This window comes from Pseudomonas sp. GOM6, assembly GCF_029537485.1.
Taxonomy (GTDB): Bacteria; Pseudomonadota; Gammaproteobacteria; order Pseudomonadales; family Pseudomonadaceae; genus Aquipseudomonas.
On sequence record NZ_JARPUS010000001.1, the window covers coordinates 367612 to 393551 of the forward strand.

The following is a 25940-nucleotide window of genomic DNA, read 5'->3' on the forward strand; positions in this document are numbered from 1 at the left end:
GTATGGGTGATCGGCACGACTATGTCGCCCTGGAATGGGTCAAAGGCGAAATCGCAGAAACCCTGAAGCAGGCGCGTCAGGCCCTGGAGGCGTTCGTCGAGAACCCGCAGGACGCTACTCGCCTACGTTTCTGTCAGACCTATGTGCATCAGGTCCTCGGCACCCTGCAAATGGTCGAGTTCTATGGCGCGGCGCTGCTCGCCGAGGAAATGGAGCAGCTGGTGCAGGCCCTGCTCGACGAGCGCGTGGGCAATCAGGGCGAAGCCCTGGAAGTGCTGATGCAAGCCATTCTGCAGCTGCCGGCCTATCTGGATCGCATCCAGACCGCCCGTCGCGATCTGCCAATGGTCGTTCTGCCGCTGCTCAACGACCTGCGAGCTGCCCGTGGCGAAAACCTGCTGTCGGAAACCAGCCTGTTCTCCCCGGATCTGTCCGGTCGCCTGCCGGCATTGCCCCTCGACTCCCTGGACAAGCTGCGTACCGACGACCTCCCGGTGCTGTTGCGCAAGCTGCGGCAGATGCTGCAGATGGCCCTGGTCGGTGTGATCCGCAACCAGGACCTGGCTACCAACCTGGGCTATATGGCGCGGGTCTTTGCGCGCCTGGAAAACCTGTGCCATGAGGCGCCGCTCGGCTCTCTCTGGCAGATTGCTTCCGGTATGGTCGAAGGCCTGGCCAATGGCAGCGTGGTCAACAGTGCCTCGGTACGGACCCTTCTGCGCCAGGTCGACAAGGAGCTGAAACGCCTGGTCGAACATGGCGCCGATGGTATCAACCAGGCTGCTCCGGACGAGCTGACCAAGAACCTGTTGTTCTACGTGGCCAAAGCCCCTGCGCAGTCGCAACGCATCAGTGCGCTCAAGGAGCGTTATCGCCTTGAGGACGCGCTGCCCGATAGCAGCACGGTGGACGAGGAACGAGCGCGCCTGGCTGGCCCGGATCGCGACGCCATGCGCTCAGTGGTGGGTGCGCTGTGTGAGGAACTGGTGCGGGTCAAGGACAGTCTCGACCTGTTCGTCCGCAGTGACCGCAAGCAGGTCTCTGAGCTGGACGCCCTGCTGGCACCGCTGAAGCAGATTGCCGACACGCTGGCCGTGCTTGGTTTCGGCCAGCCGCGCAAGGTCATTGTCGACCAGATTGATGTCGTACACGGGTTGTCGCTGGGCCAGCGCGAGCCCAGCGATGCGGTGTTGATGGATGTGGCCGGTGCACTGCTGTATGTCGAAGCGACCCTGGCCGGGATGGTCGGCCCCGCCGACGATGCGCAGAGCGAACAGAGTCATCTGCCGACGACCGACGTGGCACAGATTCACCAGCTGGTGATCAAGGAAGCGCGCACCGGCCTGGAACAGGCCAAGGACGCGATTATCGAGTTCATCGCCTCGCAGTGGAATCACGAGCACCTGGCGCGCGTGCCCGAGTTGCTGACTCAGGTCCGTGGTGGCCTGACCATGATCCCGCTGACTCGCGCCGCCAGTCTGCTGAAAGCCTGTACCCGCTATATCGAAGAGCAGCTGCTGGTGCGCAAGGCCGTTCCCAATTGGCAGAACCTCGACACCCTGGCCGATGCCATTACCAGCGTCGAGTACTACCTGGAGCGTCTGGCAGAGGATCATGCGAGCCAGGGCGATCTGATTCTCGACGTGGCCGAGGAAAGCCTGGAGAGCCTGGGCTATCCGCTCAAGGACAAGCCCTCGATCCTCGACCGCGTCGAAGAGGCGCCGGCACCGCTGGCCGACCCGCTGCAGGACATCGAAGTACTGGCCGCCGAAGAGGTGGCAGTCGAACCGCTGGCTGAGTTTGCCCCCGAGGCGGACGAGTTGTCGCTTCTATCTTGCGATGAAGCGGGTGATGAGCTGAGTACCGAGTTCGCTGAGTTGGCGAACGAAGAAACCCACGAGTTGCTGGTTTCCGACGATAACTGGAGCCTGGGCGAGTCCGGTGAGACTGATGCCACTCATATCGATCTGAGCCTGGACGCGCCTCTTGAGCTGGACGTTAGCGATGAGCTTTCATCGAGTGAAGAGATCCAGCCCACTCAGGCCGAGGAGCTGCCGAGCCTCGTTGACGATTCTGTTGAGGAGCTGGGCCTGGACGGCACGCCGGCCAGCTGGGATGAGTTGGAAATTGCCGACCTTGAGCTGCCTGAGGTCGAGCTGCCCAGTGCGCCATTCGAGCCCGAGCCGGTAGCAGCGGCAGAAAAGCCGATGACCATGGCCGAGGTGATGGCCGCGCCCGTGCAGGCAATCAACCCGCCCGCCCAGGATGTACCGCCATCCCTGCTGCCACCGCCCGCCGATGAAGAACCGGTGGACGAGGATCTGCTGGAGGTTTTCATCGAGGAGGCCGGCGAGGTTCTCGAAACCATCAACGAATACCTGCCGCAATGGCGCGCCGATACCGACAACAAGGACGCCCTGACCGAAGTGCGGCGTGCCTTCCACACCCTCAAGGGCAGTGGGCGTATGGTTCGCGCGCTGATCATTGGCGAGCTGGCCTGGTCGATCGAGAACATGCTCAACCGGGTGCTGGATCGTAGTATCCAGCCGAACGAGCCGGTGCAGCAGGTCATCGCCGATGTACTCGAGCTGATGCCGGCGCTGGTCGATGAGTTCGCCGCCAAGGCCCAGCGCCAGCGTAACGATGTCGATTACTTGGCCGCCACGGCTCATGCTCTGGCGCGTGGCCAGGTGCCGAGTGCCCCGGCCGCCGCGCCTCAGGTCGAAGAACACCAGCCCGAAACCGTGGAAGCCGCGGGGCTTACCGGTGTCGAGGAGGACGGCCTCGACCCTCTGCTGCTGGAAATCTTCCGTAACGAGGCGGAAACCCACCTCGATACTCTGGTTGGTTTCCTTGCCGATTGCGCCCAGGAGTTGCCGCAGCCGGTCACCGACAACCTGCAGCGTGCCCTGCACACCCTCAAGGGCAGTGCGCACATGGCGGGCATCCTGCCGATCGCCGAGATTGCCACGCCGCTGGAGAAGCTGGTCAAGGAATTCAAGACCAATCTGATCGACATGGATCTGGCCGAGGCTGAGTTGCTGCGCGATGCCGAGCAGCTGTTCCGCGCGGGGCTTGAACAGCTGGAAAGCCAGCCTCTGGCAGCTATTCCCGGTGCCGAGGAATTCCTGGAACGCGTGCAGAAGCTGCACCAGAGCCGTCTGGACAGCGCAGAAAGCGCACGTCTGGATGAGCAGGATCAACGCGACCCTCAGTTGATTTCGATCTTCCTGGCAGAAGGCATGGACATCCTGCTGGATGCCGATGAACTGCTGCGCAAGTGGCGTGAACATCCCAGTGAACAACAGGAACTCAGCGCCCTGCTGGAAGAGCTGACCACCCTTGGCCGTGGCGCCGAGATGGCCGAGCTGCCGCAGATCGATGAACTGTGTCAGGCCCTGCTGGCCCTGTACCAGGCCGCGCTGGATGGCCGTTTGGCCGTCAGCGAACGCTTCTTCACCGAAGCCGAGGCCGCCCATGAGGCGCTGATCGGCATGATGGATCAGGTTGCCGCGGCCCTGCAGGTCAGCCCGCAGCCGGAACGTGTAGCAGCCCTGCACAACCTGTTGGCGCAGGCGCTTGACCCTGCCGCTCTGGCGCTGCTCGCTAGTGAGACGCCGGGCCTGGAAGTCATCGAGCTTGATGAGGTGCCTGCCGCCGCCACCGAAGCTTTTGCAGCCCCGATCGAGGAGGTTGCTGCAGCCTTGCCGGAAGACCTCGACGCCGAAATGGTAGAGATCTTCCTGGAAGAGGCCGTCGATATTCTCGACAGCGCTGGCCAGGCACTCGACCGCTGGCTGGCCGACCCGGACAACACCCTGGCGCTATCGTCCTTGCAGCGTGACCTGCATACCCTCAAGGGCGGCGCGCGCATGGCCGAGATTCGCGCCATCGGCGATCTGGCCCACGAGCTGGAGTCACTGTACGAAGGCCTGGTGGATCGCCGGTTCAGCTACTCACAGCCACTGGCAGGGCTGTTGCAACAGAGCCATGACCGTCTGGCTGTGGTGCTGGAGCAACTGCAGCACGGTCAGCCGCTGACGGACTCTTCCGCGCTGATCGACGCCATTCGTTCCTTTCGCCAGGGCGGCAGCCTGGCCGCGCCTGTCGAGGTGAGCGCGCAGGCGCCTGCAGTGCTGGACGAACCGTCGAGTGAAATGGACCTGGCTGACCTGGCCGAGGCCGAGCTTTCCGCTCCGCAGCTCGACGATCTGCCGGAGCTGCACATCGAGCCTGAAATTGATGCGCCGGTCGAAGAGCTGCCAGAAGAGCTGCCGGCTCTGAGTGCCGAGCAGTGGCATATCGAGGAAACGTTACCGGCCCTGGGCGCCGAACCACTGGACGACAAGGCCGTGCCAGTCGACGCCTCCGCAGATGACGAGACGCCGGAAATGGATCTGGCTGAGTTGCCGGAGGCCGAACTTTCCGCTCCGCACCTCGACGAGCTGCCGGAGCTGCACATCGAGCCTGAAATTGAGGCTCCGGTGGAAGAGCTGCCAGAAGAGCTGCCGGCCCTGAGTGCCGAACAGTGGCATATCGAGGAAACCCTGCCCGCCTTGGGGGCTGAGCCGGTGGCCGAAGACATAGCGGCCGTGACCGAGTCGAGCCTGGCGTCGGTTCAACCGCCTGTAGCGGAGGCCCCGGTGGTCGACCGCGACCCGGAACTGGTGGAGATCTTCCTCGAAGAAGGCTTCGACATCATGGACAGCGCCAACGCTGCCTTGCTGCGCTGGATGAGCGATGTCGACAACACCCTGGAAGTGGAAGCCCTGCAGCGTGATCTGCACACCCTCAAGGGCGGTGCGCGGATGGCCGAGATCCGCGAGATTGGCGATCTGGCCCATGAGCTGGAGTTCCTCTACGAAGGCGTCGGTGACGGCCGACTGAAGGCCAATGGCGATCTGTTCGGTGTACTGCAAACCTGTCACGACAGCCTGTCGTCGATGCTCGACGCGGTACGCGACAACCGAGCCGTCCCCGATGGCCTGGAGCTGATCGCCACCATCAAGCGCCTGCGCGCCAATCCCGATGCGCAGTTGAGCATGCCAACCAGCGTGCATCTGCAACCGGCGCAGGAAGAGAGTGCGCCGGCAGGCGATGACAACGATGAAATTCTCGACATCTTCCTGGAGGAAGGTGATGACCTGCTGGAGGCCATGGAGGCTGCCATTGGGCGTTGGGAGGCCAATCGCGAAGATGGCGCCGCCATCGACGAGCTGCTGCGCATTCTGCACACCCTCAAGGGCGGTGCCCGGTTGGCCGGACAGAAGCGTCTGGGCGATCTCAGCCACGACCTCGAACAACACCTGACCGAGGCGCAGCAGCAAGGCGCGCCTTGGCCGGATAGCCTGTTCCTCGATGTGCAGTCCGGCTTCGAAGGCCTGCAGAAGGAGCTTGATCAGCTGCGGCGGCGCCTGGATGACAGCCATGCGGCCGATTTGCAGCTTGCCCCTGCTATCGATCCGGCTCCGAGTGCCCCCGCACCGGTCACGCTGAACACGCCCATTGTGGCCGCCAGCAGCCAGCCACAGGCGCAAGAGCAGACCAAGGTGCTGCCGTTCGTTCAGCGTGCGGCCGAGGCGGCGGCCAAGGCGGCCAGCCAGCGTGCCCCGCAGGAACTGGTCAAGGTGCCGGCGGAACTGCTCGAAGGCCTGGTCAACCTGGCCGGTGAGACCTCGATCTTCCGCGGTCGCGTGGAGCAGCAGGTCAGCGACTTCGGTTTCACCCTCGGCGAGATGGAAGCCACCATCGAGCGGGTACGCGATCAGCTGCGTCGCCTCGACATCGAGACCCAGGCGCAGATCCTCAGTCGTTATCAGGCCGAGGCCGAGCGTGCTGGCTACGAGGACTTCGACCCGCTGGAAATGGACCGTCACTCGCAGTTGCAGCAGCTGTCGCGCGCCCTGTTCGAGTCCGCGTCCGACTTGCTCGACCTCAAGGAAACCCTGGCCACGCGTAACCGCGACGCCGAGACACTCCTGCTGCAGCAGGCGCGGGTCAACACCGAGCTGCAGGAAGGCCTGATGCGCACCCGCATGGTGCCGTTCGACCGCCTGGTGCCGCGTCTGCGCCGTATCGTCCGCCAGGTGGCAGGCGAGCTGGGCAAGCAGGTCGAGTTCCACGTTGGCAACGCCGAAGGCGAAATGGACCGCACCGTGCTGGAGCGTATCGTTGCGCCGCTGGAGCACATGCTGCGTAACGCCGTTGACCACGGTATCGAATCGGCCGACAAACGTCGTGCCGCCGGCAAGCCGGACGTGGGCAACATTCGCCTGAGCCTCGGTCGCGAGGGTGGCGACATTCTCCTGACCCTGGCCGACGACGGTGGTGGCATTCGCCTCGACGCGGTCAAGCGCAAGGCCATCGAACGCGGCCTGATGGACGAGGGCAGCGACCTGACCGACCACGAGATCCTGCAGTTCATCTTGGAGGCCGGTTTCTCCACCGCCGAGAAGGTCACGCAGATCTCCGGGCGTGGCGTGGGCATGGATGTGGTGCATTCGGAGGTCAAGCAGCTCGGTGGCTCGATGAGCATCGAGTCGACCCTGGGCGAGGGCACCCGTTTCCTGATTCGTCTGCCGTTCACCGTGTCGGTCAACCGCGCGCTGATGGTGCGCTCCGGTGAAGACCTCTATGCCATCCCGCTGAACACCATCGAAGGTATCGTGCGGGTTTCGCCCTATGAGCTGGAGGCCTACTACGGCCCTGATGCGCCGCGCTTCGAATATGCCGGCCAGGCCTACGAGCTGAAGTACCTGGGTGACCTGCTGAACAACGGTCAACAACCCAAGCTGGTGGGCCAGAGCCTACCGCTGCCGGTGATCCTGGTTCGCTCCAGCGAGCACGCCGTGGCGGTGCAGGTTGACGTGCTGGCCGGTTCGCGCGAAATCGTGGTGAAGAGCCTCGGTCCGCAGTTCGCCGGCGTGCATGGTATTTCCGGGGCGACCATCCTCGGTGACGGCCGCGTGGTGGTGATTCTCGACCTGCTGGCGATGATCCGTGTGCGTCACGCCCATCTGCTCGGTCTGCAGCAGGCTCCGCGCCTGGTCAGTCCGGCGCCGGAGACGCTTGAGCACGATGCGGCGCGGCCGACTCTGGTCATGGTGGTGGACGACTCGGTCACCGTACGCAAGGTCACCAGTCGCCTGCTGGAGCGCAACGGTATGAACGTGCTGACGGCCAAGGACGGGGTCGACGCCATTGCCCAGCTGCAGGAGCACAAGCCGGACATCATGCTGCTGGACATCGAGATGCCGCGCATGGACGGTTTCGAGGTGGCCACTCTGGTGCGTCATGACGAACACCTGAAGGATCTGCCGATCATCATGATCACCTCGCGTACCGGTGAGAAACACCGCGAGCGAGCCATGGCCATTGGCGTCAACGAGTACCTGGGCAAGCCGTACCAGGAGTCGGATCTGTTGGACAACATCCTGAAGCTGGTCAAGGACAAGGCCGATGACTGAGAAATCTGCTGCTCGTATCGCGGTGATTGCCGACACCTCGCTGCAGCGTCATGTGCTGCAGCAGGCGCTGGCCGGTAGCGGATACCAGGTAGTGCTCAACAGTGACCCGGCACGCCTCGATGAGGAAGCGCTGTCGGCCTGCGAGACCGACCTGTGGCTGGTCGACCTGGCTCAGTCGGAAGACTCGCCCCTGGTCGATAGCCTGCTGGAAAACGCCAGTGCGCCCGTCTTGTTCGGCGAAGGTCATGCGCCGGAACGCCATTCGGAGAACTATCCGCGCTGGGAGCGCCGCCTGTTCGGCAAGCTCAAACGCCTGGTGGGTGACCCGACTCAGGCTGTCGGGCCGAGCCTGGAGGCCCTGATGGCCGAGGCACAGCGCCCCGGTCGAGTAGACCTTCCCGCGGCGCTGGCCGATACGCCGCTGGTCGCCGGTGAGCCGGCGCGCCAGGTCTGGTTGTTGGCGGCTTCGCTCGGTGGCCCGGCGGCGGTGAAGGCCTTTCTGGATGCGCTGCCCGGCGGTCTGCCGATTGGTTTCGTTTATGCCCAGCATATCGATGCGACCTTCGAAGCCGCCTTACCCCAGGCGGTCGGCCGCCACAGCCAATGGCATGTGAATCCCGTGCGTCATGGCGATGCCGTGCGTTGTGGCGAGGTGGTGGTCGCTCCAATCAGTCAGGAGCTTGGCTTCGCCGACGATGGCCTGATGCAATTGACCGAGCGCCCCTGGCCGGAGCCTTACAGTCCGTCCATCGACCAGATGATGCTCAACCTGGCTCAGCAGTTCGGTGCCCATTGTGGGGTGATCGCCTTCAGCGGCATGGGCAGTGATGGCAGCGCAGCTGCTGCTTATGTGCGCCGCCAGGGCGGCGTGATCTGGACGCAGAAGGCTGACAGCTGCGCCTGCCCGAGCATGCCCGACAGCCTGCGCGAAGGTGGTTACAGCAGCTTCAGCGGCGAGCCGCGCGAGCTGGCCGCAGCTCTGGTCAATCATCTGGCCGAGCAGTGCGCCTGACTCACAGCCCTTTCAGGAAATTCCCATGAGCCAAGATATCGCCCCGCAGAATAGCGTCAGCAGCCTTACCGCGCTGCTGGTGCCGCTGGCCGACCGTACCTTGCTGCTACCCAACGTGGCGGTCGCAGAACTGATTCCCTACCGCGCCCCGCATGTCACGCCTGGCCTGCCGGACTGGTTCCTCGGCCAGGTGGCGTGGCGTGATCTGCAGTTGCCGCTGCTGTCCTTCGAGGCGGCCTCCAATGGCCAGGCACAGATCGGTCCCGGTGCACGGGTCGCGGTACTCAATGCCATGGGCGGGCGTGACAAGGTCAAGTTCATCGCCCTGCTGGTGCAGGGTATTCCACGTTCGATGAAGGTCGAGGACAACCTGGTGCGCGCCAACGCCGAGCTGGAACCTCTGGAGCTGGATGCTGTGCAGCTGGGCGAAGCCGTGGTGAAGATCCCCGATCTGGCTGGGTTGGAGCAAAAACTGGCGGATGCCGGCCTGATCTGAGGTGGGCTCGATTCGGCTGGCGCGGCTGGGCAATCTTGATGTCGCCTGCAGTAGCGTCGTCGGTCAGCAGTTCGAAAAGCACAGCCACGACGAGTTTGTCATCGGGGCCAACCTGCTCGGCGAAGAGCTGATCTGGCTCGATGGTCGCAGCTTTACCGCGGGCGTTGGCGCGATCACCACCTACAACCCCGGTGAGATCCAGGGGGGCGGCGCGCGTGCCGGCCTGCCCTGGCGTTATGTCAGCCTCTATATCCCCCCTGAGCAGCTGGCCATCCATCTTGGCCAGAGTTCACTGCAGTTCGAGCGTCCTTTGCAGCAGGCTCCAGGTTTGGCCAGCGAGCTGGCGCAGGCGGTTGGGTTGTGCCTGAGTGATGATGCGTTGTTACGCGAACGCGGCGAGGAGTGCGTGACCTTGCTGCTCGGGCGTATTGCCAGTGGCGCGGGTGTGCGCCTGTCGGCTCCGCGCGATGCCGGCTCGGGAGCTGTGCGGCGTCTGCAGGAGTTGCTGGCGGCCCGCCTGGAGTACACGCCAAGCCTGGATCAGATGGCGGCCGAGCTGGGACTTTCCAAGTTTCATCTGCTGCGCAGCTTTCAGCGCCACACCGGGCTCAGTCCACGACAGTGGGCGATGCAGTTGCGCACCCGGCGAGCCCAGGGGTTGCTGCGTCAGGGCTTTACCGCGGCTGAGGTCGCTCATACCCTCGGTTTTGCCGATCAAAGTCACCTCACCCGGCACTTCCGTGCGGCCTACGGCCTGCCGCCGGGACGCTATCAGGCACTTGTGCGCGAGTAAGTGCAATCCGGTACAAGTCAGCGCCGAGAGGCCGCGGCAGACTTCTCGCCCATTGATGACGATGGGGTGTCCGTAATGCTGGCGATCTTTCTTTCTGCCCTGGTTTTTGGCCTGGCCTTCTGTGCTTCACCTGGAGCGGTGTTCAGTGAAACCCTGCGCCGAGGCTTGGGCGGTGGCTTTCGGCCCGCGCTGCTGGTGCAGTTGGGCTCGCTGATCGGCGATGCGTTGTGGGCGCTGATTGGCCTGTCCAGCCTGGCTCTGTTCCTGACCCAGGACAGCGTGCGCCTGCCGCTGACCCTGGCCAGCGCTGCCTATCTGGCCTGGCTCGGCGTGCAGAGCCTGCGCGACGCCTGGCACGCCCCGCTGGCGGATGACCCGGCGGTGGCTCAACAGGGGCGCGCAGCCTTTGGCGCCGGAGCCTTGCTGTCGCTGTCCAACCCGAAGAACCTGGTGTTCTGGGGTGCCCTCGGCGGTGCGTTGGCCGGCATCGTTGACGGCACGCCGAGTGAGGCGCAATTGGCGGTGTTCTTCGCCGGCTTCATGCTGGCGTCGCTGCTCTGGTGTTTCATCTGCGCGGCGCTGGTGGACTGGTTGCGGCGCCATACGTCATTGCTCTGGCAACGTCTCAGTTACGCCGGCTGCGGGGTATTGCTGCTGGTGTTGGCCGGCCTGACCTTGCGCGGTCTTTAGAAAGCGAAAGCCCCGCCAAGGCGGGGCTTTCGTCAGATCGAGGCGATCAGCGCTGGGACTTCAGCTCGGCCTTGATGTCGGCCTGCTCCTTGGCCAGGTTGGTTTCGGCCTGGGAGCTGGTCCAGTAGTCGGCGTTCTTGATGCCGAGCTTCTCCGGGTGGAAGACCGGGTCCTTGCCTTCCTTCTTCTGCGCCTCGTAGTCCTTCAGGCAGGTGTAGGCGATCTTGTGCAGCAGGATGATGGCGATGATGTTCAGCCAGGCCATCAGGCCCACGCCCAGGTCACCGAGGTTCCATGCCAGATCGGCGGTCTTGACGGTGCCGTAGACGGTCGCGGCGATGATGCCGAACTTCAACAGCAGGGTCATCCAGGGACGGTGGATCTTGCGGTTGATGTAGGAGATGTTCGTTTCGGCGATGTAGTAGTAGGCCAGGATGGTGGTGAAGGCGAAGAAGAACAGGGCGATGGCGACGAAGGCGTTACCGAAGCCCGGCATGATGTTCTCCATGGCGGTCTGTACGTAGCCAGGGCCTGCGGCGACACCGGCGATACCGGTGAACAGCGCGCTACCGTCCGGTGCCTGCACGTTGTACTGGCCGGTGATCAGCAGCATGAAGGCGGTGGCGGAGCAGACGAACAGGGTGTCGATGTACACCGAGAAACCCTGCACCAGACCCTGCTTGACCGGATGGCTGACAGCGGCAGCAGAGGAGGCGTGCGGGCCGGTGCCCTGACCGGCTTCGTTGGAGTACACGCCGCGCTTCACGCCCCACATGATGGCCATGCCGAGGATGGCGCCGAAGCCGGCTTCCAGGCCGAAGGCACTCTTCAGGATCAGCGCGATAACGCCAGGCAGCTGCTCGATGTGCAGCAGGATGACGACCAGGGCGACCAGGATGTAGCCCAGCGCCATGAACGGCACCACCACCTGGGTGAAGTGGGCGATACGCTTGACGCCCCCGAAGATGATCAGGCCGATCAGGATCGCCAGGACTGCGGCGGTGACGGTCGGTTCGATGTCGAAGGCGGTCTGCACGCTGGAGGCGATGGAGTTGGCCTGTACGCCCGGCAGCAGCAGGCCGGTGGCGAAGATGGTGACGATGGCGAAGACCCAGGCGAACCATTTGATGCCCAGACCCTTCTCGATGTAGAAGGCCGGGCCGCCACGGTACTGGCCGTCGAGGTCTTCCTTGTACACCTGGCCGAGGGTGGATTCGACGAATGCCGAGCTGGCGCCCAGGAAGGCCACCATCCACATCCAGAACACCGCACCCGGACCGCCGAAGGTGATGGCGGTGGCCACACCCGCGATGTTACCGGTACCGACGCGGCCGGCGAGGGTCATGGTCAGGGCCTGGAACGAGGTGATGCCGTGCTCGTCGGAGCGGCCGCTGAGCATCAGCTTGATCATTTCTTTAAAGTGGCGAACCTGCAGGAAGCGGCCGCGCAAGGAGAAGTAGAGGCCGACACCCAGGCACAGATAGATCAGTGCGGGGCTCCAGACCAGTCCGTTCAGTGTCGAGACTAGTTCGTTCATTTAGTGCTCCTAAGGCCATGGGTTTGCAGCAGCTTCCTTGTGGGAAAGCATGGAACCCTGGCGAATTGTTATTGGAGAGAGGTCGATGCGAGTGTGCACCGGCCTGGACATGCGCACCGAGGGAGTGGGCCACAAGGCGCGCCGTTGGCTTGCAGAGCATGCCAGAGGCGGACGCTCGCTCCGTTCATCCAAGTCACATCTTGTTACGTCCAGGCGACAGATCGGGTCAGAAATGCGGCCTGACCAGATACAGTGGGTCTAAAAATCGCCCCACAGCTGTTGGGCCACCGCCAGTGCCACCACCGGTGCGGTTTCGGTGCGTAGCACGCGCGGGCCGAGCCTCGCGCTCTGGAAGCCGGCCGCTTTGGCCAACTCGACTTCGCTGTCGCTGAGGCCGCCCTCAGGGCCAATCAGAAAGGCCAGCGTTTGCGGCTTGGCGTGGCTCTGCAGCGGCGCCGCCACCGGGTGCAGCACCAGTTTCAGCTCGGCCTGCACGCTGGCCTGCCACTCGTTCAGGGGCGCCGGCGGGTGGATGATTGGCAGTACCGAGCGACCACACTGTTCGCAGGCGCTGATCGCCACCTGGCGCCAGTGGGCCAGGCGCTTGTCGGCACGCTCGTCTTTCAGGCGCACTTCACAGCGCTCGGACACGATCGGAGTGATCTCGGCCGCCCCCAGTTCGGTGGCTTTCTGGATCGCCCAGTCCATCCGTTCGCCGCGCGATAGCCCCTGGCCCAGGTGCACGCGCAGCGGGGATTCGGCCTGGCCCGGGAGTTGTTCGTGTAACTCCACCCGCACGGCCTTCTTGCCCACCTCGATCAGCTCACCCCGGTACTCCTGTCCGCTGCCGTCGAACAGTTGCACGGCGTCACCCACGGCGTGCCGCAGTACGCGGCCGATATAGTGGGCCTGGGCTTCGGGCAGCGCGTGCTGGCCAAGGGAAAGTGGGGCGTCGACAAAGAAGCGGGACAGGCGCATGGTGTCATTCACGAAGGGCGGAGGTCGCTAGTTTAAGCCTGTGCCGAGCATCTGGCATGGCTTATCCGGCCGGTTGCAGGAGCCACACCACCTCGTCCGCCGGGCACTGCCCCTTGAGGCCGCCTTTCAGTGGCTGGCGGACCTGCTGCTGCAGGCGGTAGTGCGCGCCATACAGCTCCGTCAGTTCGTCTAGCGGCACGGAGAAGGGTGGCCCGGGCAGCAGGCTTTGCTCGTAGTCGAAGCTGATCAGCAGCTGGGGGGCGTGGGCGCTGATTTCGGTCAGGTGACGGGCGTAGTCCGGGCGCATACCGGGCGGCAGAGCCACCAGCGCAGCGCGGTCGTAGATGGCGTCAACCGGGCCGAGCCGCTCCGCGCTCAGTTCGAAGATATCGCCGACGAACACCTTGAGGTCGCCGCTTTCGTAGCATTTCAGCGTGGCGCCCAGGCTGTCGATTCGCGGCGTCTTGCCCTGTTCGGCGAACAGCTGCTGTACCGCCACCTCGCTCAACTCCACGCCCACGACCTGGTAACCGGCATTCAGCAGCCAGGCGATATCCAGGGTCTTGCCGCACAGTGGCAGCAGCACCCGGCTGCCCTTGGTCAGGGCCAGTGCGGCAAAGTGTTCGATCAGCAGCGGGTTGGCGGTCGGCTCGTGAAAGCCGATCTGGTTGTTCGCCCAGCGCTGGTGCCAGAAGTCATGTTCCATCGTTCAACCCGGATCGCGGTGGTTGGGGTAGAGGTCTTCGGCAACCGCCACGCTGACCGACTCGCGCGTGGCGATGTCGATGCCTTCGCTGGCCACCTCGGCGAGAAAATCGATCTGCTCCGGGGTGATCACGTAAGGCGGCAGGAAGTACACCACGCTGCCCAGCGGGCGCAGCAGTGCGCCACGGCTCAGCGCATGCTGGTAAACCCGCAGGCCGCGGCGCTCCTGCCAGGGGTAGGCGGTCTTGCTGGCCTTGTCGGCGACCATCTCGATGGCCAGGGCCATGCCGGTCTGGCGTACTTCAGCCACATGTGGGTGATCGGCCAGGTGCGCGGTGGCGCTGGCCATGCGTGCGCTGAGGGCCTTGTTGGCCTCGATCACCTTGTCCTGCTCGAAGATATCCAGCGTCGCCAGCGCAGCGGCACAGGCCAGCGGGTTGCCGGTGTAGGTGTGCGAGTGGAGGAAGGCGCGCAGGGTGGCGTAGTCGTCGTAGAAGGCGCCGTACACCTCATCGGTGGTGAGCACCGCGGCCATCGGCAGGTAGCCGCCGGTGAGTGCCTTGGACAGGATCAGGAAGTCCGGGGTAATGCCGGCCTGCTCGCAGGCGAACATGGTCCCGGTACGGCCGAAGCCGACGGCAATCTCATCGTGGATCAGGTGCACCCCAAAGCGGTCGCAGGCCTCGCGCAGCAGCTTGAGGTAGACCGGGTGATACATGCGCATGCCGCCGGCGCCCTGAATCAGCGGCTCGACGATCACTGCCGCCACTTCATGGGCGTGCTCGGCCAGGGTCTGCTCCATGGCGGCGAACATCGTGCGCGAGTGCTCTTCCCAGCCCATGCCTTCGGGGCGCAGGTAGCAGTCCGGGCTGGGCACCTTGAGGGTATCGAGCAATAGCGCCTTGTAGGTGTCGGTGAACAGCGCCACGTCACCGACCGACATGGCCGCCACCGTTTCGCCATGGTAGCTGTTGCTCAGGGTGACGAAGCGTTTCTTTTCCGGTTTGCCGGTATTGATCCAGTAGTGGTGGCTCATCTTCAGCGCCACCTCGATACCGGAGGAGCCGTTGTCGGCGTAGAACACCTTGCTCAGTCCGGCCGGGGTGATCTGTACCAGACGCTCGGACAGCTCCACTACCGGCGCATGGGTGAAGCCGGCCAGCATCACGTGTTCCAGGCTTTCCAGTTGTTCCTTGATGCGTGCGTTGATGCGCGGGTTGCCGTGGCCGAATACGTTGACCCACCAGGAGCTGACGGCATCCAGGTAGCGCTTGCCGTCGAAGTCTTCCAGCCATACGCCGTCGCCACGCTTGATCGGGATCAGCGGTAGACGCTCGTGATCCTTCATCTGGGTGCAGGGGTGCCACAGCACGGCAAGGTCGCGCTGCATCCACTCGGTGTTCTGGCTCATGGGCTCTCTCCTCGACAACGGCCAGTGAGACTACCAGAAGGCTGCGGTGGGCACGTCCGTTTGCGCAGTATCCGTGGCGTATGGCGTTGCGATGGCTCGGCCCATCCCTTGGCTGCCATTCATTCCCCTAAAAGTGCCGCTCAGAGGCGCGCCGGGAACCTGGCAGGGGCGGAGTGACCCAAAGGTCTCGCTTCTGGTGGCTCGGTCAATAGATCTGGTTACTCGATATTTCGAAGCGAAAAATTCCGCTTTTATTCGATGCATTTGCCGCTAGGCTTGGCCAACTCTCAGTACGGAAACGATGCAATGCAGTGGCGCAATTCCAACTCCCGTTATGGCCTGATCAGCATCCTGCTGCACTGGTTGGTGGCCCTGGCGGTGTTTGGCCTGTTCGGCCTTGGGCTGTGGATGGTCGGGCTGGACTACTACAGCAGCTGGTATCGCACCGCACCCGACCTGCACAAGAGTATTGGTTTGACCCTGTTCGCCGTGATGCTGGCGCGTCTGGTCTGGCGCTTCGTCAGTCCGCCGCCGCCGGCGCCGGCCAACCACGGTGCTGTCACTCGCCTGGCCTCCAAGGCCGGGCATGCCTTTCTCTACCTGGCGCTGTTCGCGTTGATGATCAGCGGCTACCTGATTTCCACGGCCGATGACCGCGGCATTGCCGTGTTCGGCCTGTTCGAGGTTCCGGCGACCCTGACCAGCATTCCGGACCAGGCCGACGTCGCCGGCCTGGTCCACGAATACCTCGCCTGGGCGTTGGTGATTTTCGCCGGCCTGCACGCCCTAGCGGCACTCAAACACCATTTCATTGACCGTGACGCCACCCTGGTGCGCATGTTTGGTCGCACCGGCAAGTAACCCACAAGGAGACTGTTAATGTTCAAGAAATCCTTCGCTGCCCTGACCCTGGGCGCCGCTCTGTTCGCTGGCCAGGCCATGGCCGCCGACTACGCCATCGACAAGCAAGGCCAGCACGCCTTCATCAACTTCAAGATCAGCCACCTGGGCTACAGCTGGCTGTACGGCACCTTCAAGGACTTCGATGGCAGCTTCAGCTTCGACGCCAAGGCGCCGGAAGCGAGCAAGGTCAGCGTCAAGATCAACACCGCCAGCGTCGACTCCAACCACGCCGAGCGTGACAAGCACCTGCGCAGTGGCGACTTCCTCAACGTCGACAAGCACCCGACCGCCACCTTCGAGTCCACTTCGGTCAAGAGCACCGGCGAAGGCACTGCCGACATCACCGGCAACCTGACCCTCAACGGTGTGACCAAGCCGGTGGTGATCGCTGCCAAGTTCATCGGTGAAGGCAGCGACCCGTGGGGCGGCTACCGCGCCGGTTTCGAAGGCAGCACCACGCTCAAGCTGAAGGACTTCGACATCCAGAAGGATCTCGGCCCGGCTTCCCAGGAAGTCGAACTGATCCTCTCCGTGGAAGGCGTGCGTCAGTAATCTGCGTGGCGGCGCGCCGGCCAGGTGCCGGCGCGCTCAGCCTGCGATCAGCGGTATAAAAAAGCCGGCCCTGGGGCCGGCTTTTTTCATGAGGCGAAGCCCTATTCCGAGGCGTCGCTCTTGCGGGTCAGCAGGGCTGGCTTCTCACCGCGCGGGCGGGAGTTGCTCAGGCTGTCCAGCTGCTCGGCAGTGGGCAGGCGCTCACCCTTGCGGATGATCAGCGGCTGCTTGGCGGCACGGCTGTCCTGCACAGCGGGTTCCTGGCGCTCGTAGCGCGGCTCCTCGCGACGGCGACCGCCGCCATTGCCGCGCTGCCCTTGGCCCTGGCCGCGTTTCGGGCCTTGCCCTTGCCCCTGGCCCTGACGCTGTCCGCCGGGCTTGCCCTGGCCTTGTTTCTGGCCGCCTTGGCGCTGACCGCCCTGACCGCGTGGCTGAGCACTGCCCTGGCCGCCACCCTGACCACCGCGGCGCGGGTTGCGCCCCTGCGGCTTGGGCTGCGTCGGCACGTAGTCCGCGCGATTGCCAAAGTTGTCGAACTCGTCGTCGAGGAACTCCTCGGGATCGCGCTCCGGCGGCAGGGCCAACGGGGCGGCTGGCTTGTTCGCCTGGCGTGGCAGGTTCTGTTGCGGCTGCTGGCCGCCTTCACCCTGGCCTTTGCCCTTGCCGCGACGGCGCTTGCGCTTCTTCGGCTGCCCTTCGCCGGTGTCGCCCTCGGCCTTGGGCTCGTGCTTGGCTTCGTGCTTGGGTTTGTCCGCGCGCGGCTTGCGTTCAGGGCGAGGGCCGCGCGGCTCGGGCTTCTCCACCTCGATGCTGGCCGCATCGAAGCCCTGCATGTCGCCATCCGGAATCTGCTGCTTGGTCATGCGTTCGATGGCCTTGAGCAGCTTCTCCTCGTCCGGCGCGACCAGAGAGATGGCTTCGCCGCTACGTCCGGCACGACCGGTGCGGCCGATACGGTGCACGTAGTCTTCTTCGACGTTGGGCAGCTCGTAGTTGACCACGTGGGGCAACTGGTCGATGTCCAGGCCGCGGGCGGCGATGTCGGTGGCGACCAGGATGCGCACCTGGTTGGCCTTGAAGTCGGCCAGGGCCTTGGTGCGCGCGTTCTGGCTCTTGTTGCCATGAATCGCAGCGGCCGGCAGGCCGTGTTTCTCGAGGTACTCGGCCAGGCGGTTGGCGCCGTGCTTGGTGCGGGTGAACACCAGCACCTGTTCCCAGGCGCCGAGGGTGATCAGGTGCGCCAGGAGGGCACGCTTGTGTGTGGCCGGGATGCGGAACACACGCTGCTCGATGCGCTCGACCGTGGTATTCGGCGGCGTGACTTCGATGCGCTCGGGGTCGCGCAACAGCTTGTTGGCCAGGGCGATGATGTCCTTGGAGAAGGTCGCCGAGAACAGCAGGTTCTGGCGCTGAGCCGGCAGGCGCGCGAGGACCTTCTTCACGTCGTGGATGAAGCCCATGTCGAGCATGCGGTCGGCTTCGTCGAGGACCAGGATCTCCACGTGAGATAGGTCGACGCTACCCTGTCCGGCCAGGTCGAGCAGACGGCCGGGACAGGCCACCAGCACGTCCACACCTTTGGCCAGGGCCTGCACCTGCGGGTTCATGCCGACACCGCCGAAGATGCAGGTGCTGACCAGCGGCAGATCGCGGGCGTAGACCTTGAAGCTGTCGTGCACCTGGGCAGCCAGCTCGCGGGTCGGCGTCAACACCAGCACGCGCGGCTGTTTCGGGCCGTGGCGGTGTTCGCGATCCGGATGGCCGCCCGGGAACAGGCGCTCCAGAATCGGCAGGGCGAAACCTGCGGTTTTACCAGTACCCGTCTGGGCGGCGACCATCAGATCACGGCCTTGCAACACGGCGGGAATGGCCCGCTGTTGCACCGGAGTGGGCTGGGCGTAGCCGGCCGCTTCTACGGCGCCGGCCAATGCCTCGGAGAGACCGAGGGAAACAAAGGACATGTGTAATCCTGTCAATGTGGGGCGAAAGCCCGATGGGGAAGCTGCCTGGCTTGAATCGCTCTCGCTGAACGATCCCGTCCGGTACTGCTGGGCGATGGGTTGCCGAGCATCCGGGCGCAAGCCTGGCGGAAGCCCGGAGTATAACAGAGCAACGTGGTGGCGCCGCTAGCTGTCCGTCGCCTGAATTGCTTGCGCTGGATCAATCTTTCGCGGCAATCGGTGTGCTGTCGGGGGTGGCATAACGGGCCTGCAGGCGAGCGTAGGCGTTTTCCTGCTTGAAGCGCCGCAGTTCTGCACTGAAGCGTTCGGCCAGTGCCGCCAGCTCTGTGGTCTGGCGCAAGGCCAGATACAGGCGGTCCGTACCGACAGCCTTGGGGTTGTAGCCGAGTTGCTCGCCCAGGCCAAGCTGGGCGGCGAGGAACAGCCCGGCGCGGCGGTCGTTGACCACCAGATCGACGCGCTGGCGCACCAGCTTGCCGAGGTTGGCTTCGTGGCTCGGTGCTTCCTCGCGGCTGAAAAGGCGTGAGTCGCGGAAGGCCTGGTCGTTGTACCAGTAGCCTGGCGAGGTGCCGATCAGCAGGTCGCGCAGGTCGTCCAGTTGGCGGTAGGGGTAGGGGCGGCTGCGCGAGTAGAAGAGGACAAACTCGACGTCCGACAGCGGTTCCTCGACGAACAGCATGTGCGCTTCGCGTTCGGGGATGCGGAATATATCGAGGATGCCGTCGGCCTGGCCCTGCTCGAAGGCCAGCAGGCAGCGCTTCCAGGGCAGGAACTGCCACTCGACCTCGACCCCCAGACGGCGTAGCACCTCGGCGCTGATCTCGTAGTCGAGCCCGGTGGGCTGGCCGTTTTCCTCGTACACATAAGGTGCCCAGGCCTCGGTGACGATGCGCAGCGGCTCAGCCCGAGCCGTGAGTGCAAGGCAGCAGAGGAGCAGGGTGGCAATTATCTGGCGCTGGAATAGTGGCATTCGGCCAGAGTAATGGCTTTCACTCCGGCCGAATAGTCAGCAATAAGTCGCAGGTCGATCAGTCAACCACTCGGTAGCAGGGGACGTAGGCGCTGCCGCCCGGCAGCTTCATGCGGTGCTGCTCGACGAAGGCCTGCAGCAGACGATCCAGGGGGCGCATGATGCTCGGATCGCCCTTGATCTCGTACGGGCCGTGTTCCTCGATCAGGCGGATGCCATGGGCCTTGACGTTGCCGGCGACGATGCCGGAGAACGCCCGGCGCAGGTTGGCGGCCAGCTCGTGCAGCGGTTGCTCGCGGGTCAGGTTGAGTGCTGCCATGTTGGCGTGGGTGGCCTCGAAGGGGCGCTGGAAGCCCTCGTCGATCTTCAGCAGCCAGTTGAAGTGAAAGGCGTCGTTGTGTTCACGGCGGTGGTGTTCCACTTCGCGCATGCCCTGGGCCATCTGCCGGGCCACTTCGGCCGGATCGTTGATGATGATGCGGTAGCGTTCCTGGGCTTGCTTGCCCAGGGTGGCGCCGATGAAGTCATGCAATTGTTGCAGGTAGGGCGAGGCGTTCTTCGGTCCGGTGAGGATCACCGGGAAGGGCAGGCTGGCGTTGTCCGGGTGGGTGAGGATGCCGAGCAGGTAGAGGAATTCTTCGGCCGTGCCGACGCCGCCGGGAAAGATGATGATGCCGTGTCCGACGCGGACGAAGGCCTCCAGGCGTTTCTCGATATCCGGCAGGATCACCAGTTCGTTGACGATCGGGTTGGGCGCTTCGGCGGCGATGATGCCCGGCTCGGTCAGGCCCAGGTAGCGCGCGCCGCTGATGCGCTGCTTGGCATGGGCGATGGTGGCGCCCTTCATCGGCCCCTTCATCACGCCCGGGCCGCAGCCGGTGCAGATGTCCAGACCGCGCAGGCCGAGTTCGTGGCCGACCTTCTTGGTGTACTTATATTCCTCGCTGCTGATCGAGTGGCCGCCCCAGCACACCACCATCTTCGGCTCGACGCCGTTGCGCAGGGTGCGCGCGTTGCGCAGCAGGTGGAAGACGTAGTCGGTGATGCCTTCGGAGCTGTCCAGGTCGATGCGCTGGTTTTCCAGCTCGCTCTGGGTGTAGACGATGTCGCGCAGGGCGCTGAACAGCATCTCGCGGGTGCTGGCGATCATCTCGCCGTCGACGAAGGCGTCGGCCGGGGCGTTGCGCAGCTCCAGGCGGATGCCGCGATCCTGCTGGTGGATGATCACCTCGAAATCCGGGTAGGCCTCGAGGATGGTCTTGGCGTTGTCGCTGTGCGAGCCGGTGTTGAGGATGGCCAGGGCGCACTGGCGGAACAGGCGGTAGACGTTGCCCGAGCCGGTGGCGCGCAGTTGCTGCACTTCGCGCTGGGAGAGGGTTTCCAGGCTGCCTTTGGGGCTCACCGAGGCATTGATCTTGTTGCGGGTCAGAGTCATCGAGGCTTCCGTGTCGAGCGGCGACGTACGCCGGGGAGGGCGCCGTCAGGAACTGACGGCGCGCTGAGCCTGGTATCTGATCGCGCCGCCCGTGCCGAGGGGCACGGGCAGTGTGGCCTCAGCGGGGTAGCTTGAGGTTGTTCCAGATGGCCAGGCTGGGGTCTGCCTGGTTCAGGGTATAGAAATGCAGGCCCGGTGCGCCACCCTCTAACAGGCGCTCGCACATTTCGCTGACTACCTGCTCGCCGAAGGCCTGGATGCTCTCCAGGTCGTCGCCGTAGGCTTCCAGCTGCTTGCGGATCCAGCGCGGGATCTCGGCGCCGCAGGCGTCGGAGAAGCGCGCCAGCTTGCTGTAGTTGGTGATCGGCATGATGCCCGGCACGATCGGTAGGTCCACACCCAGCTTGCGCACGCGCTCGACGAAGTAGAAGTAGCAGTCGGCGCTGAAGAAGTACTGGGTGATGGCGCTGTTGGCGCCGGCCTGGCACTTGCGCACGAAGTTCTGCAGGTCGTCCTCGTAGCTGCGCGCCTGCGGGTGCACTTCCGGGTAGGCCGCCACTTCGATGTGGAAGTGATCGCCGGTTTCGTTGCGGATGAACTCGACCAGCTCGTTGGCGTAGCGCAGCTCGCCGCTGGCCATGCCCATGCCGGACGGCAGGTCACCACGCAGGGCGACGATGCGCTGGATGCCGGAATTTTTGTACTGGCTGAGCAGGCTGCGCAGCTCGTCTTTGCTGTCGCCGACGCAGGACAGGTGCGGTGCGGTCGGCACGCCGACATCGCCGTCCAGTTGCAGCACGGTGTTCATGGTGCGGTCGCGGGTGGAACCGCCGGCACCGTAGGTGCAGGAGAAAAAGTTGGGGCTGTAGCTGGCCAGCTGGCGCGCCACGTTCAGCAGTTTTTCATGTCCGGCTTCGGTCTTGGTGGGGAAGAACTCGAAGCTGTAACTACGTGGGTCTTGCGACATAACTTGGGTCCTTGCAGACACGAAGAAGGCGGGGCGTTGCCGCCCCGCCTTCCCGGTGCATCAGTAGCGGTAGGTGTCCGGCTTGAACGGGCCTTCTACAGTGACGCCGATGTACTCGGCCTGCTGCTTGGTCAGTTGGGTGACCACGCCGCCGAAGCCTTTGACCATCTCCAGCGCCACTTCCTCGTCGAGCTTCTTCGGCAGCACTTCCACGGTCAGGCGCTCGGCCTTCTTCTCGGCGCTGAGGTCGGCGAACTTCTGTTCGAACAGGAAGATCTGTGCCAGCACCTGGTTGGCGAAGGAGCCATCCATGATCCGGCTCGGGTGGCCAGTGGCGTTACCCAGGTTCACCAGGCGGCCTTCGGCCAGCAAGATCAGGTAGTCGTCGTTGGCCGGATCGAAGCTGCCAGCACCGGTGCGGTGGATCTTGTGCACCTGCGGCTTGACCTCTTCCCAGGCCCAGTTCTTGCGCATGAAGGCGGTGTCGATCTCGTTGTCGAAGTGACCGATGTTGCACACCACGGCGCGCTTCTTCAGGGCCTTGAGCATGCCGGCGTCGCAGACGTTGACGTTACCGGTGGTGGTGACGATCAGGTCGATCTTGCCCAGCAGCGCCTTGTCGATGCTGGCCTCGGTACCGTCGTTGATGCCGTCGATGTACGGCGACACCAGCTCGAAGCCGTCCATGCAGGCCTGCATGGCGCAGATCGGGTCGATTTCGGTGACCTTGACGATCATGCCTTCCTGGCGCAGCGACTGCGCCGAGCCCTTGCCCACGTCGCCGTAGCCGATGACCAGGGCCTGCTTGCCGGACAGCAGGTGATCGGTGCCGCGCTTGATGGCGTCGTTGAGGCTGTGGCGGCAGCCGTACTTGTTGTCGTTCTTGCTCTTGGTGACCGCGTCATTGACGTTGATCGCCGGGACTTTCAGGGTGCCGGCCTTGAGCATGTCGAGCAGGCGGTGCACGCCGGTGGTGGTTTCCTCGGTGATGCCGTGGATACGCTCGAGCATCTGCGGGTATTTCTTGTGCAGGATCTCGGTCAGGTCACCGCCGTCGTCCAGCACCATGTTGGCGTCCCACGGCTGGCCGTCCTTGAGGATGGTCTGCTCGATGCACCACTCGTACTCTTCCTCGGTCTCGCCCTTCCAGGCGAACACCGGGATGCCGGCGGCGGCGATGGCGGCGGCGGCCTGGTCCTGGGTGGAGAAGATGTTGCAAGACGACCAGCGCACTTCGGCGCCCAGGGCGGTGAGCGTCTCGATCAGCACGCCGGTCTGGATGGTCATGTGGATGCAGCCGAGGATCTTGGCGCCTTTCAGCGGCTGGCTGGCAGCGTACTTGCGACGCAGGCCCATCAGTGCCGGCATTTCGGACTCGGCGATGGTCAGTTCCTTGCGGCCCCAGTCGGCCAGGGAAATGTCGGCCACTTTGTAATCGGTAAAGGCAGCGCTCATGCGAAAGCTCTCCATTCGTTGTCTGCGAATGGGCGCCGTTGATGCGTTCGGGTAAACGCCCCATCCGAGCCTGACAAATCTCCGTCAACCAGAGTTTGCTGCAGCGCCCCTCGGACAGGTGGCGGGCACGACCGGGCGGAGCCGATCGCGTGAAGCTCGGCGATTATAGCCATGCCGTGCAGCTTGCCCAAGGCTTTCCGTCGCATGCCAAGCGATGCCATTGAAATCCTTGCCGCGCGTCATCAGCCCCGGCCGGCAAGATGTTGGCACAGAGGGCTCTGGAAGGCTGGAGTGACGCTCACAGGCCAATGGCTTAAGCCTGTGCGCGCGCTCGCGACTGCTTCGCCGAGGGGCTGCGGCGACCTGACCCTTGGCGGGAGCAGGCGGACTGGCAATACTGTCGGCCTTTTGGCAAACGACTGGCTGAAGATGATGACCTCGAAAACCCTGTTGGCCGTGCTGGCCTGCACCCTGATCGTCGGTTGCGATCGGGTCGACCCCAACTCGCCACTGGGTCAGCGCCAGGCGATCTTCAAGGACATGCTGAAAACCAGCGAGGACCTCGGCGGCATGCTGCGCGGGCGTCTGGTGTTCAATGCCGAGCGTTTCGCCCAGGGCGCGGCGCACCTGGACGAGATTTCCCGCAAGCCCTGGCAGCACTTCCCGCAGGTGCGCGAGAGCAGCGATGGCAGCCAGGCGCGTGACGAGGTCTGGCAGCGCCAGGAACGCTTCCAGCAGTTGGCCCGCGAGCTGGAAGCGAGCACCGCCGAGCTGCATGCGGCGGCTCAGGTTCAGCCCCTGCGCAAGCCGGCGCTGGTCGATCCGGTGGCCAAGGTCGAGGCCGCCTGCCGGGCCTGCCACGACGAGTTCCGTATTTACTGAAAGCCGGACACGCCAGCCGCGCGTAGCTGCTCACGCAGCGCCAGAACCTGTGGTTCGCGAAAGAATGCAACCAGCTGTGCGGCGCGGCGGGCGCCGATTCCGGCATAGGCGTCCCATGTCGCGTTATCACGGGCGGCCAGGCTGTCCCAGTCTTCTCCCAGCGGCGCCGAGCCGCTGGGCGGCAGGCCGAGGGCGCGTAGCCACTGGGCAAAGGGGCGTTGCCGCGCCAGCGCAAAGCTGGTGCTGAGCCTGGCGGCACTGCGCGGGCCCAGGCCTGGTCGCGAGGCCAACGTTGCTTCGTCCAGCGCCAGCCAGTCCAGCAAGCCTTGTGGCTGCAGTGTGTCCCAGGTGTCGGCGCCGACCTCGGGTAGGGCCAGGCCGCGCTTGCCACTCAGCCACTCCAGGCGTGCGCTGAACTGGCTTTCACAACCTGGCGTCGGCTGCCAGCAGCTCAGGCCGTGATACCTGGCGGGGTCGGGCACGGCCAGTGCTGCACGCACCTGGCTGCGCCAGGCAACCTGCTCCAGTCGAGGAATGGTCAGGCCGGCCAGGGTAATGCTGACCTGGTCGCCAGGGCGTACATCCAGCGCCTGCCAGCGCTTGAGCGAGCCGAGGCTGACGCGCTGCACGGTGCGGCCATCTAGCTCCACCGGCGCCAGGTGCAGCAATGGGGTGATGCGCCCACTGCGGCCGATCTTGAACTGCACGGCGCGCACTTCGCTCAGTGCCTCGCGCAGCGGGTATTTCCAGGCTGCGGCCCAGTGCGGCGGCGCGGCGACCCAGCCAGTGGCCGGAGGCCGTTGCCCCTGGCGCAACACCACGCCATCGCTGGCGAAGGGCAGGGCAGTGTCGTACCAGTGTTCGCGCCACTGTGCGGCGTCGGCAGCTGTGCGCAGCGGTTGGGTCAGCGTCGTGCTATCGGCGAAGCCCATTGCCTGCAGGCCCGCCAGGCGCTCGCTCATCTTCGGCGGGCCGTTGGGCCAGTCCCAGACAAACAGGCCGATCTGCGCCGCAGTGGTCGCATTCAGCGTCGTGCGCGCCAGGGCGCCGGCTACCCGGCTGCGCGCGTTCTGCCCGCCCGCACGGCGCTGCACATGCCCGTCCAGGCGCCAGTACAGCTCGCCCTGCAGGATCAGCTCGGCACGCTTTGGCAGCTGGAGGGGAATGGCCGGAATATGGCGCGCCTGTGCCGTCCAGTCCTGGCCGCTGCGACCATCGCCGCGGCTGATTACCTGGCTCAGGTGCCCGTCGCGATAGACCAGGGTGACGGCCACGCCATCGACCTTGGGCTGAATCCACAGGTCGGTTCGCTTGGCCATCCAGGACGTTACTGCCTGCAGGTCGGGCAGTTTGTTCAGGCCGGTCTGCGCGACCGGATGGGCGGTGGGGCCGCCGGCACCCTGCAGCGAGTCGGTGGCGGGTGAAGCGAGTGGAGCGAAGCAGTCCTGCCACTGCGCCAGGCGTTCGCGGCTTTGGTCGTACAGCTCGTCGCTGACCAGTGCACGGCCTTCGACATGGTAGGCGTGATCCCAGGTGGCCAGACGCTGTTGCAGGGCAGAGACTTCAGTGGCGGCCCGTGCGGCGGACCATTCGGGGCAGGTGGCGGCCGACAATGGCGCCGCACAAAGCGCCAGGCATAACGCGATCCAGCGTGACATGGGGAGCATCCTTGCTCTCGATATGACCAGGCAAGCCTAGCGCAGCGGGCGCCAGGTGCGAGGCCCATA

At 64.7% G+C, this 25940-nt stretch carries 18 protein-coding genes and 1 riboswitch; of the genes, 8 read left to right on the forward strand and 10 right to left on the reverse strand.

The features are described 5' to 3' along the window. Positions 1-2 precede the first annotated feature (2 nt). The 5 genes from P7A97_RS01785 to P7A97_RS01805 all read left to right on the forward strand — a co-directional run bounded on the left by P7A97_RS01785 (position 3) and on the right by P7A97_RS01805 (position 10457). Complete coding sequence (locus tag P7A97_RS01785; RefSeq protein ID WP_277688207.1) at positions 3-7466, forward strand: Hpt domain-containing protein; 7464 nt, start codon at positions 3-5, stop codon at positions 7464-7466. After that, positions 7459-8478: a chemotaxis protein CheB gene (locus P7A97_RS01790; protein WP_277688208.1), complete on the forward strand. Its 1020-nt coding sequence runs from the start codon at positions 7459-7461 to the stop codon at positions 8476-8478. The genes P7A97_RS01785 and P7A97_RS01790 overlap by 8 nt, the downstream gene beginning before the upstream one ends. A 25-nt stretch (positions 8479-8503) precedes the next feature. Further along, positions 8504-8974 (forward strand): chemotaxis protein CheW, encoded by a 471-nt coding sequence (locus P7A97_RS01795; protein WP_277688209.1) that lies wholly within the window; start codon positions 8504-8506, stop codon positions 8972-8974. 1 nt (position 8975) lies between these two features. After that, positions 8976-9767: an AraC family transcriptional regulator gene (locus tag P7A97_RS01800; RefSeq protein ID WP_277688210.1), complete on the forward strand. Its 792-nt coding sequence runs from the start codon at positions 8976-8978 to the stop codon at positions 9765-9767. Positions 9768-9842: 75 nt separating this feature from the next. Continuing rightward, positions 9843-10457 (forward strand): LysE family translocator, encoded by a 615-nt coding sequence (locus tag P7A97_RS01805; protein ID WP_277688211.1) that lies wholly within the window; start codon positions 9843-9845, stop codon positions 10455-10457. 46 nt (positions 10458-10503) lie between these two features. On the opposite strand, the gene P7A97_RS01810 is transcribed toward P7A97_RS01805, so the two are convergent. The 4 genes from P7A97_RS01810 to P7A97_RS01825 form a co-directional block, all read right to left on the reverse strand. Beyond that, positions 10504-11994, reverse strand: a complete 1491-nt coding sequence (locus P7A97_RS01810) for an alanine/glycine:cation symporter family protein (RefSeq protein ID WP_277688212.1) — start codon at positions 11992-11994, stop codon at positions 10504-10506. Positions 11995-12252: 258 nt separating this feature from the next. Further along, the gene (locus P7A97_RS01815; RefSeq protein WP_277688213.1) at positions 12253-12972 is read right to left on the reverse strand and encodes a 16S rRNA (uracil(1498)-N(3))-methyltransferase; all 720 of its coding nucleotides are present in this window, start codon (positions 12970-12972) and stop codon (positions 12253-12255) included. A gap of 61 nt (positions 12973-13033) precedes the next feature. Then, positions 13034-13678 (reverse strand): thiopurine S-methyltransferase, encoded by a 645-nt coding sequence (gene tmpT / locus P7A97_RS01820; protein ID WP_277688214.1) that lies wholly within the window; start codon positions 13676-13678, stop codon positions 13034-13036. Between the two features lie 3 nt (positions 13679-13681). Continuing rightward, complete coding sequence (locus P7A97_RS01825; RefSeq protein ID WP_277688215.1) at positions 13682-15088, reverse strand: adenosylmethionine--8-amino-7-oxononanoate transaminase; 1407 nt, start codon at positions 15086-15088, stop codon at positions 13682-13684. Positions 15089-15394: 306 nt separating this feature from the next. Here P7A97_RS01825 and P7A97_RS01830 point away from each other — a divergent pair, with 306 nt between their 5' ends. Next, entirely contained in the window at positions 15395-15949 is a 555-nt protein-coding gene (locus P7A97_RS01830) for a cytochrome b (RefSeq protein ID WP_277688216.1), read from the forward strand. Positions 15950-15967: 18 nt separating this feature from the next. After that, positions 15968-16543 carry a YceI family protein gene (locus P7A97_RS01835; RefSeq protein WP_277688217.1) on the forward strand — a complete coding sequence of 192 codons (576 nt, stop codon included), beginning with the start codon at positions 15968-15970 and terminating at the stop codon, positions 16541-16543. A 101-nt stretch (positions 16544-16644) separates the two neighbouring features. Here P7A97_RS01835 and P7A97_RS01840 read toward each other — a convergent pair whose 3' ends face one another. The 5 genes from P7A97_RS01840 to ahcY all read right to left on the reverse strand — a co-directional run bounded on the left by P7A97_RS01840 (position 16645) and on the right by ahcY (position 23331). After that, positions 16645-18504, reverse strand: a complete 1860-nt coding sequence (locus P7A97_RS01840; RefSeq protein ID WP_277688218.1) for a DEAD/DEAH box helicase — start codon at positions 18502-18504, stop codon at positions 16645-16647. 199 nt (positions 18505-18703) lie between these two features. Continuing rightward, the gene (locus tag P7A97_RS01845) at positions 18704-19474 is read right to left on the reverse strand and encodes a transporter substrate-binding domain-containing protein (protein ID WP_277688219.1); all 771 of its coding nucleotides are present in this window, start codon (positions 19472-19474) and stop codon (positions 18704-18706) included. A 58-nt stretch (positions 19475-19532) separates the two neighbouring features. Next, on the reverse strand, positions 19533-20909 hold the full coding sequence (gene ppnN, locus P7A97_RS01850; protein ID WP_277688220.1) for a nucleotide 5'-monophosphate nucleosidase PpnN: 1377 nt from the start codon (positions 20907-20909) through the stop codon (positions 19533-19535). 118 nt (positions 20910-21027) lie between these two features. Then, complete coding sequence (metF, locus tag P7A97_RS01855) at positions 21028-21876, reverse strand: methylenetetrahydrofolate reductase [NAD(P)H] (RefSeq protein WP_277688221.1); 849 nt, start codon at positions 21874-21876, stop codon at positions 21028-21030. A gap of 60 nt (positions 21877-21936) precedes the next feature. Then, positions 21937-23331 (reverse strand): adenosylhomocysteinase, encoded by a 1395-nt coding sequence (ahcY, locus tag P7A97_RS01860; RefSeq protein ID WP_277688222.1) that lies wholly within the window; start codon positions 23329-23331, stop codon positions 21937-21939. 23 nt (positions 23332-23354) lie between these two features. Then, positions 23355-23449, reverse strand: a riboswitch (S-adenosyl-L-homocysteine riboswitch). A gap of 314 nt (positions 23450-23763) precedes the next feature. Here ahcY and P7A97_RS01865 point away from each other — a divergent pair. Further along, complete coding sequence (locus tag P7A97_RS01865; RefSeq protein WP_277688374.1) at positions 23764-24213, forward strand: cytochrome c; 450 nt, start codon at positions 23764-23766, stop codon at positions 24211-24213. Here P7A97_RS01865 and ligB read toward each other — a convergent pair. Further along, positions 24207-25871: an NAD-dependent DNA ligase LigB gene (gene ligB / locus P7A97_RS01870; protein WP_277688223.1), complete on the reverse strand. Its 1665-nt coding sequence runs from the start codon at positions 25869-25871 to the stop codon at positions 24207-24209. The genes P7A97_RS01865 and ligB overlap by 7 nt on opposite strands. Between the last annotated feature and the right edge of the window lie 69 nt (positions 25872-25940).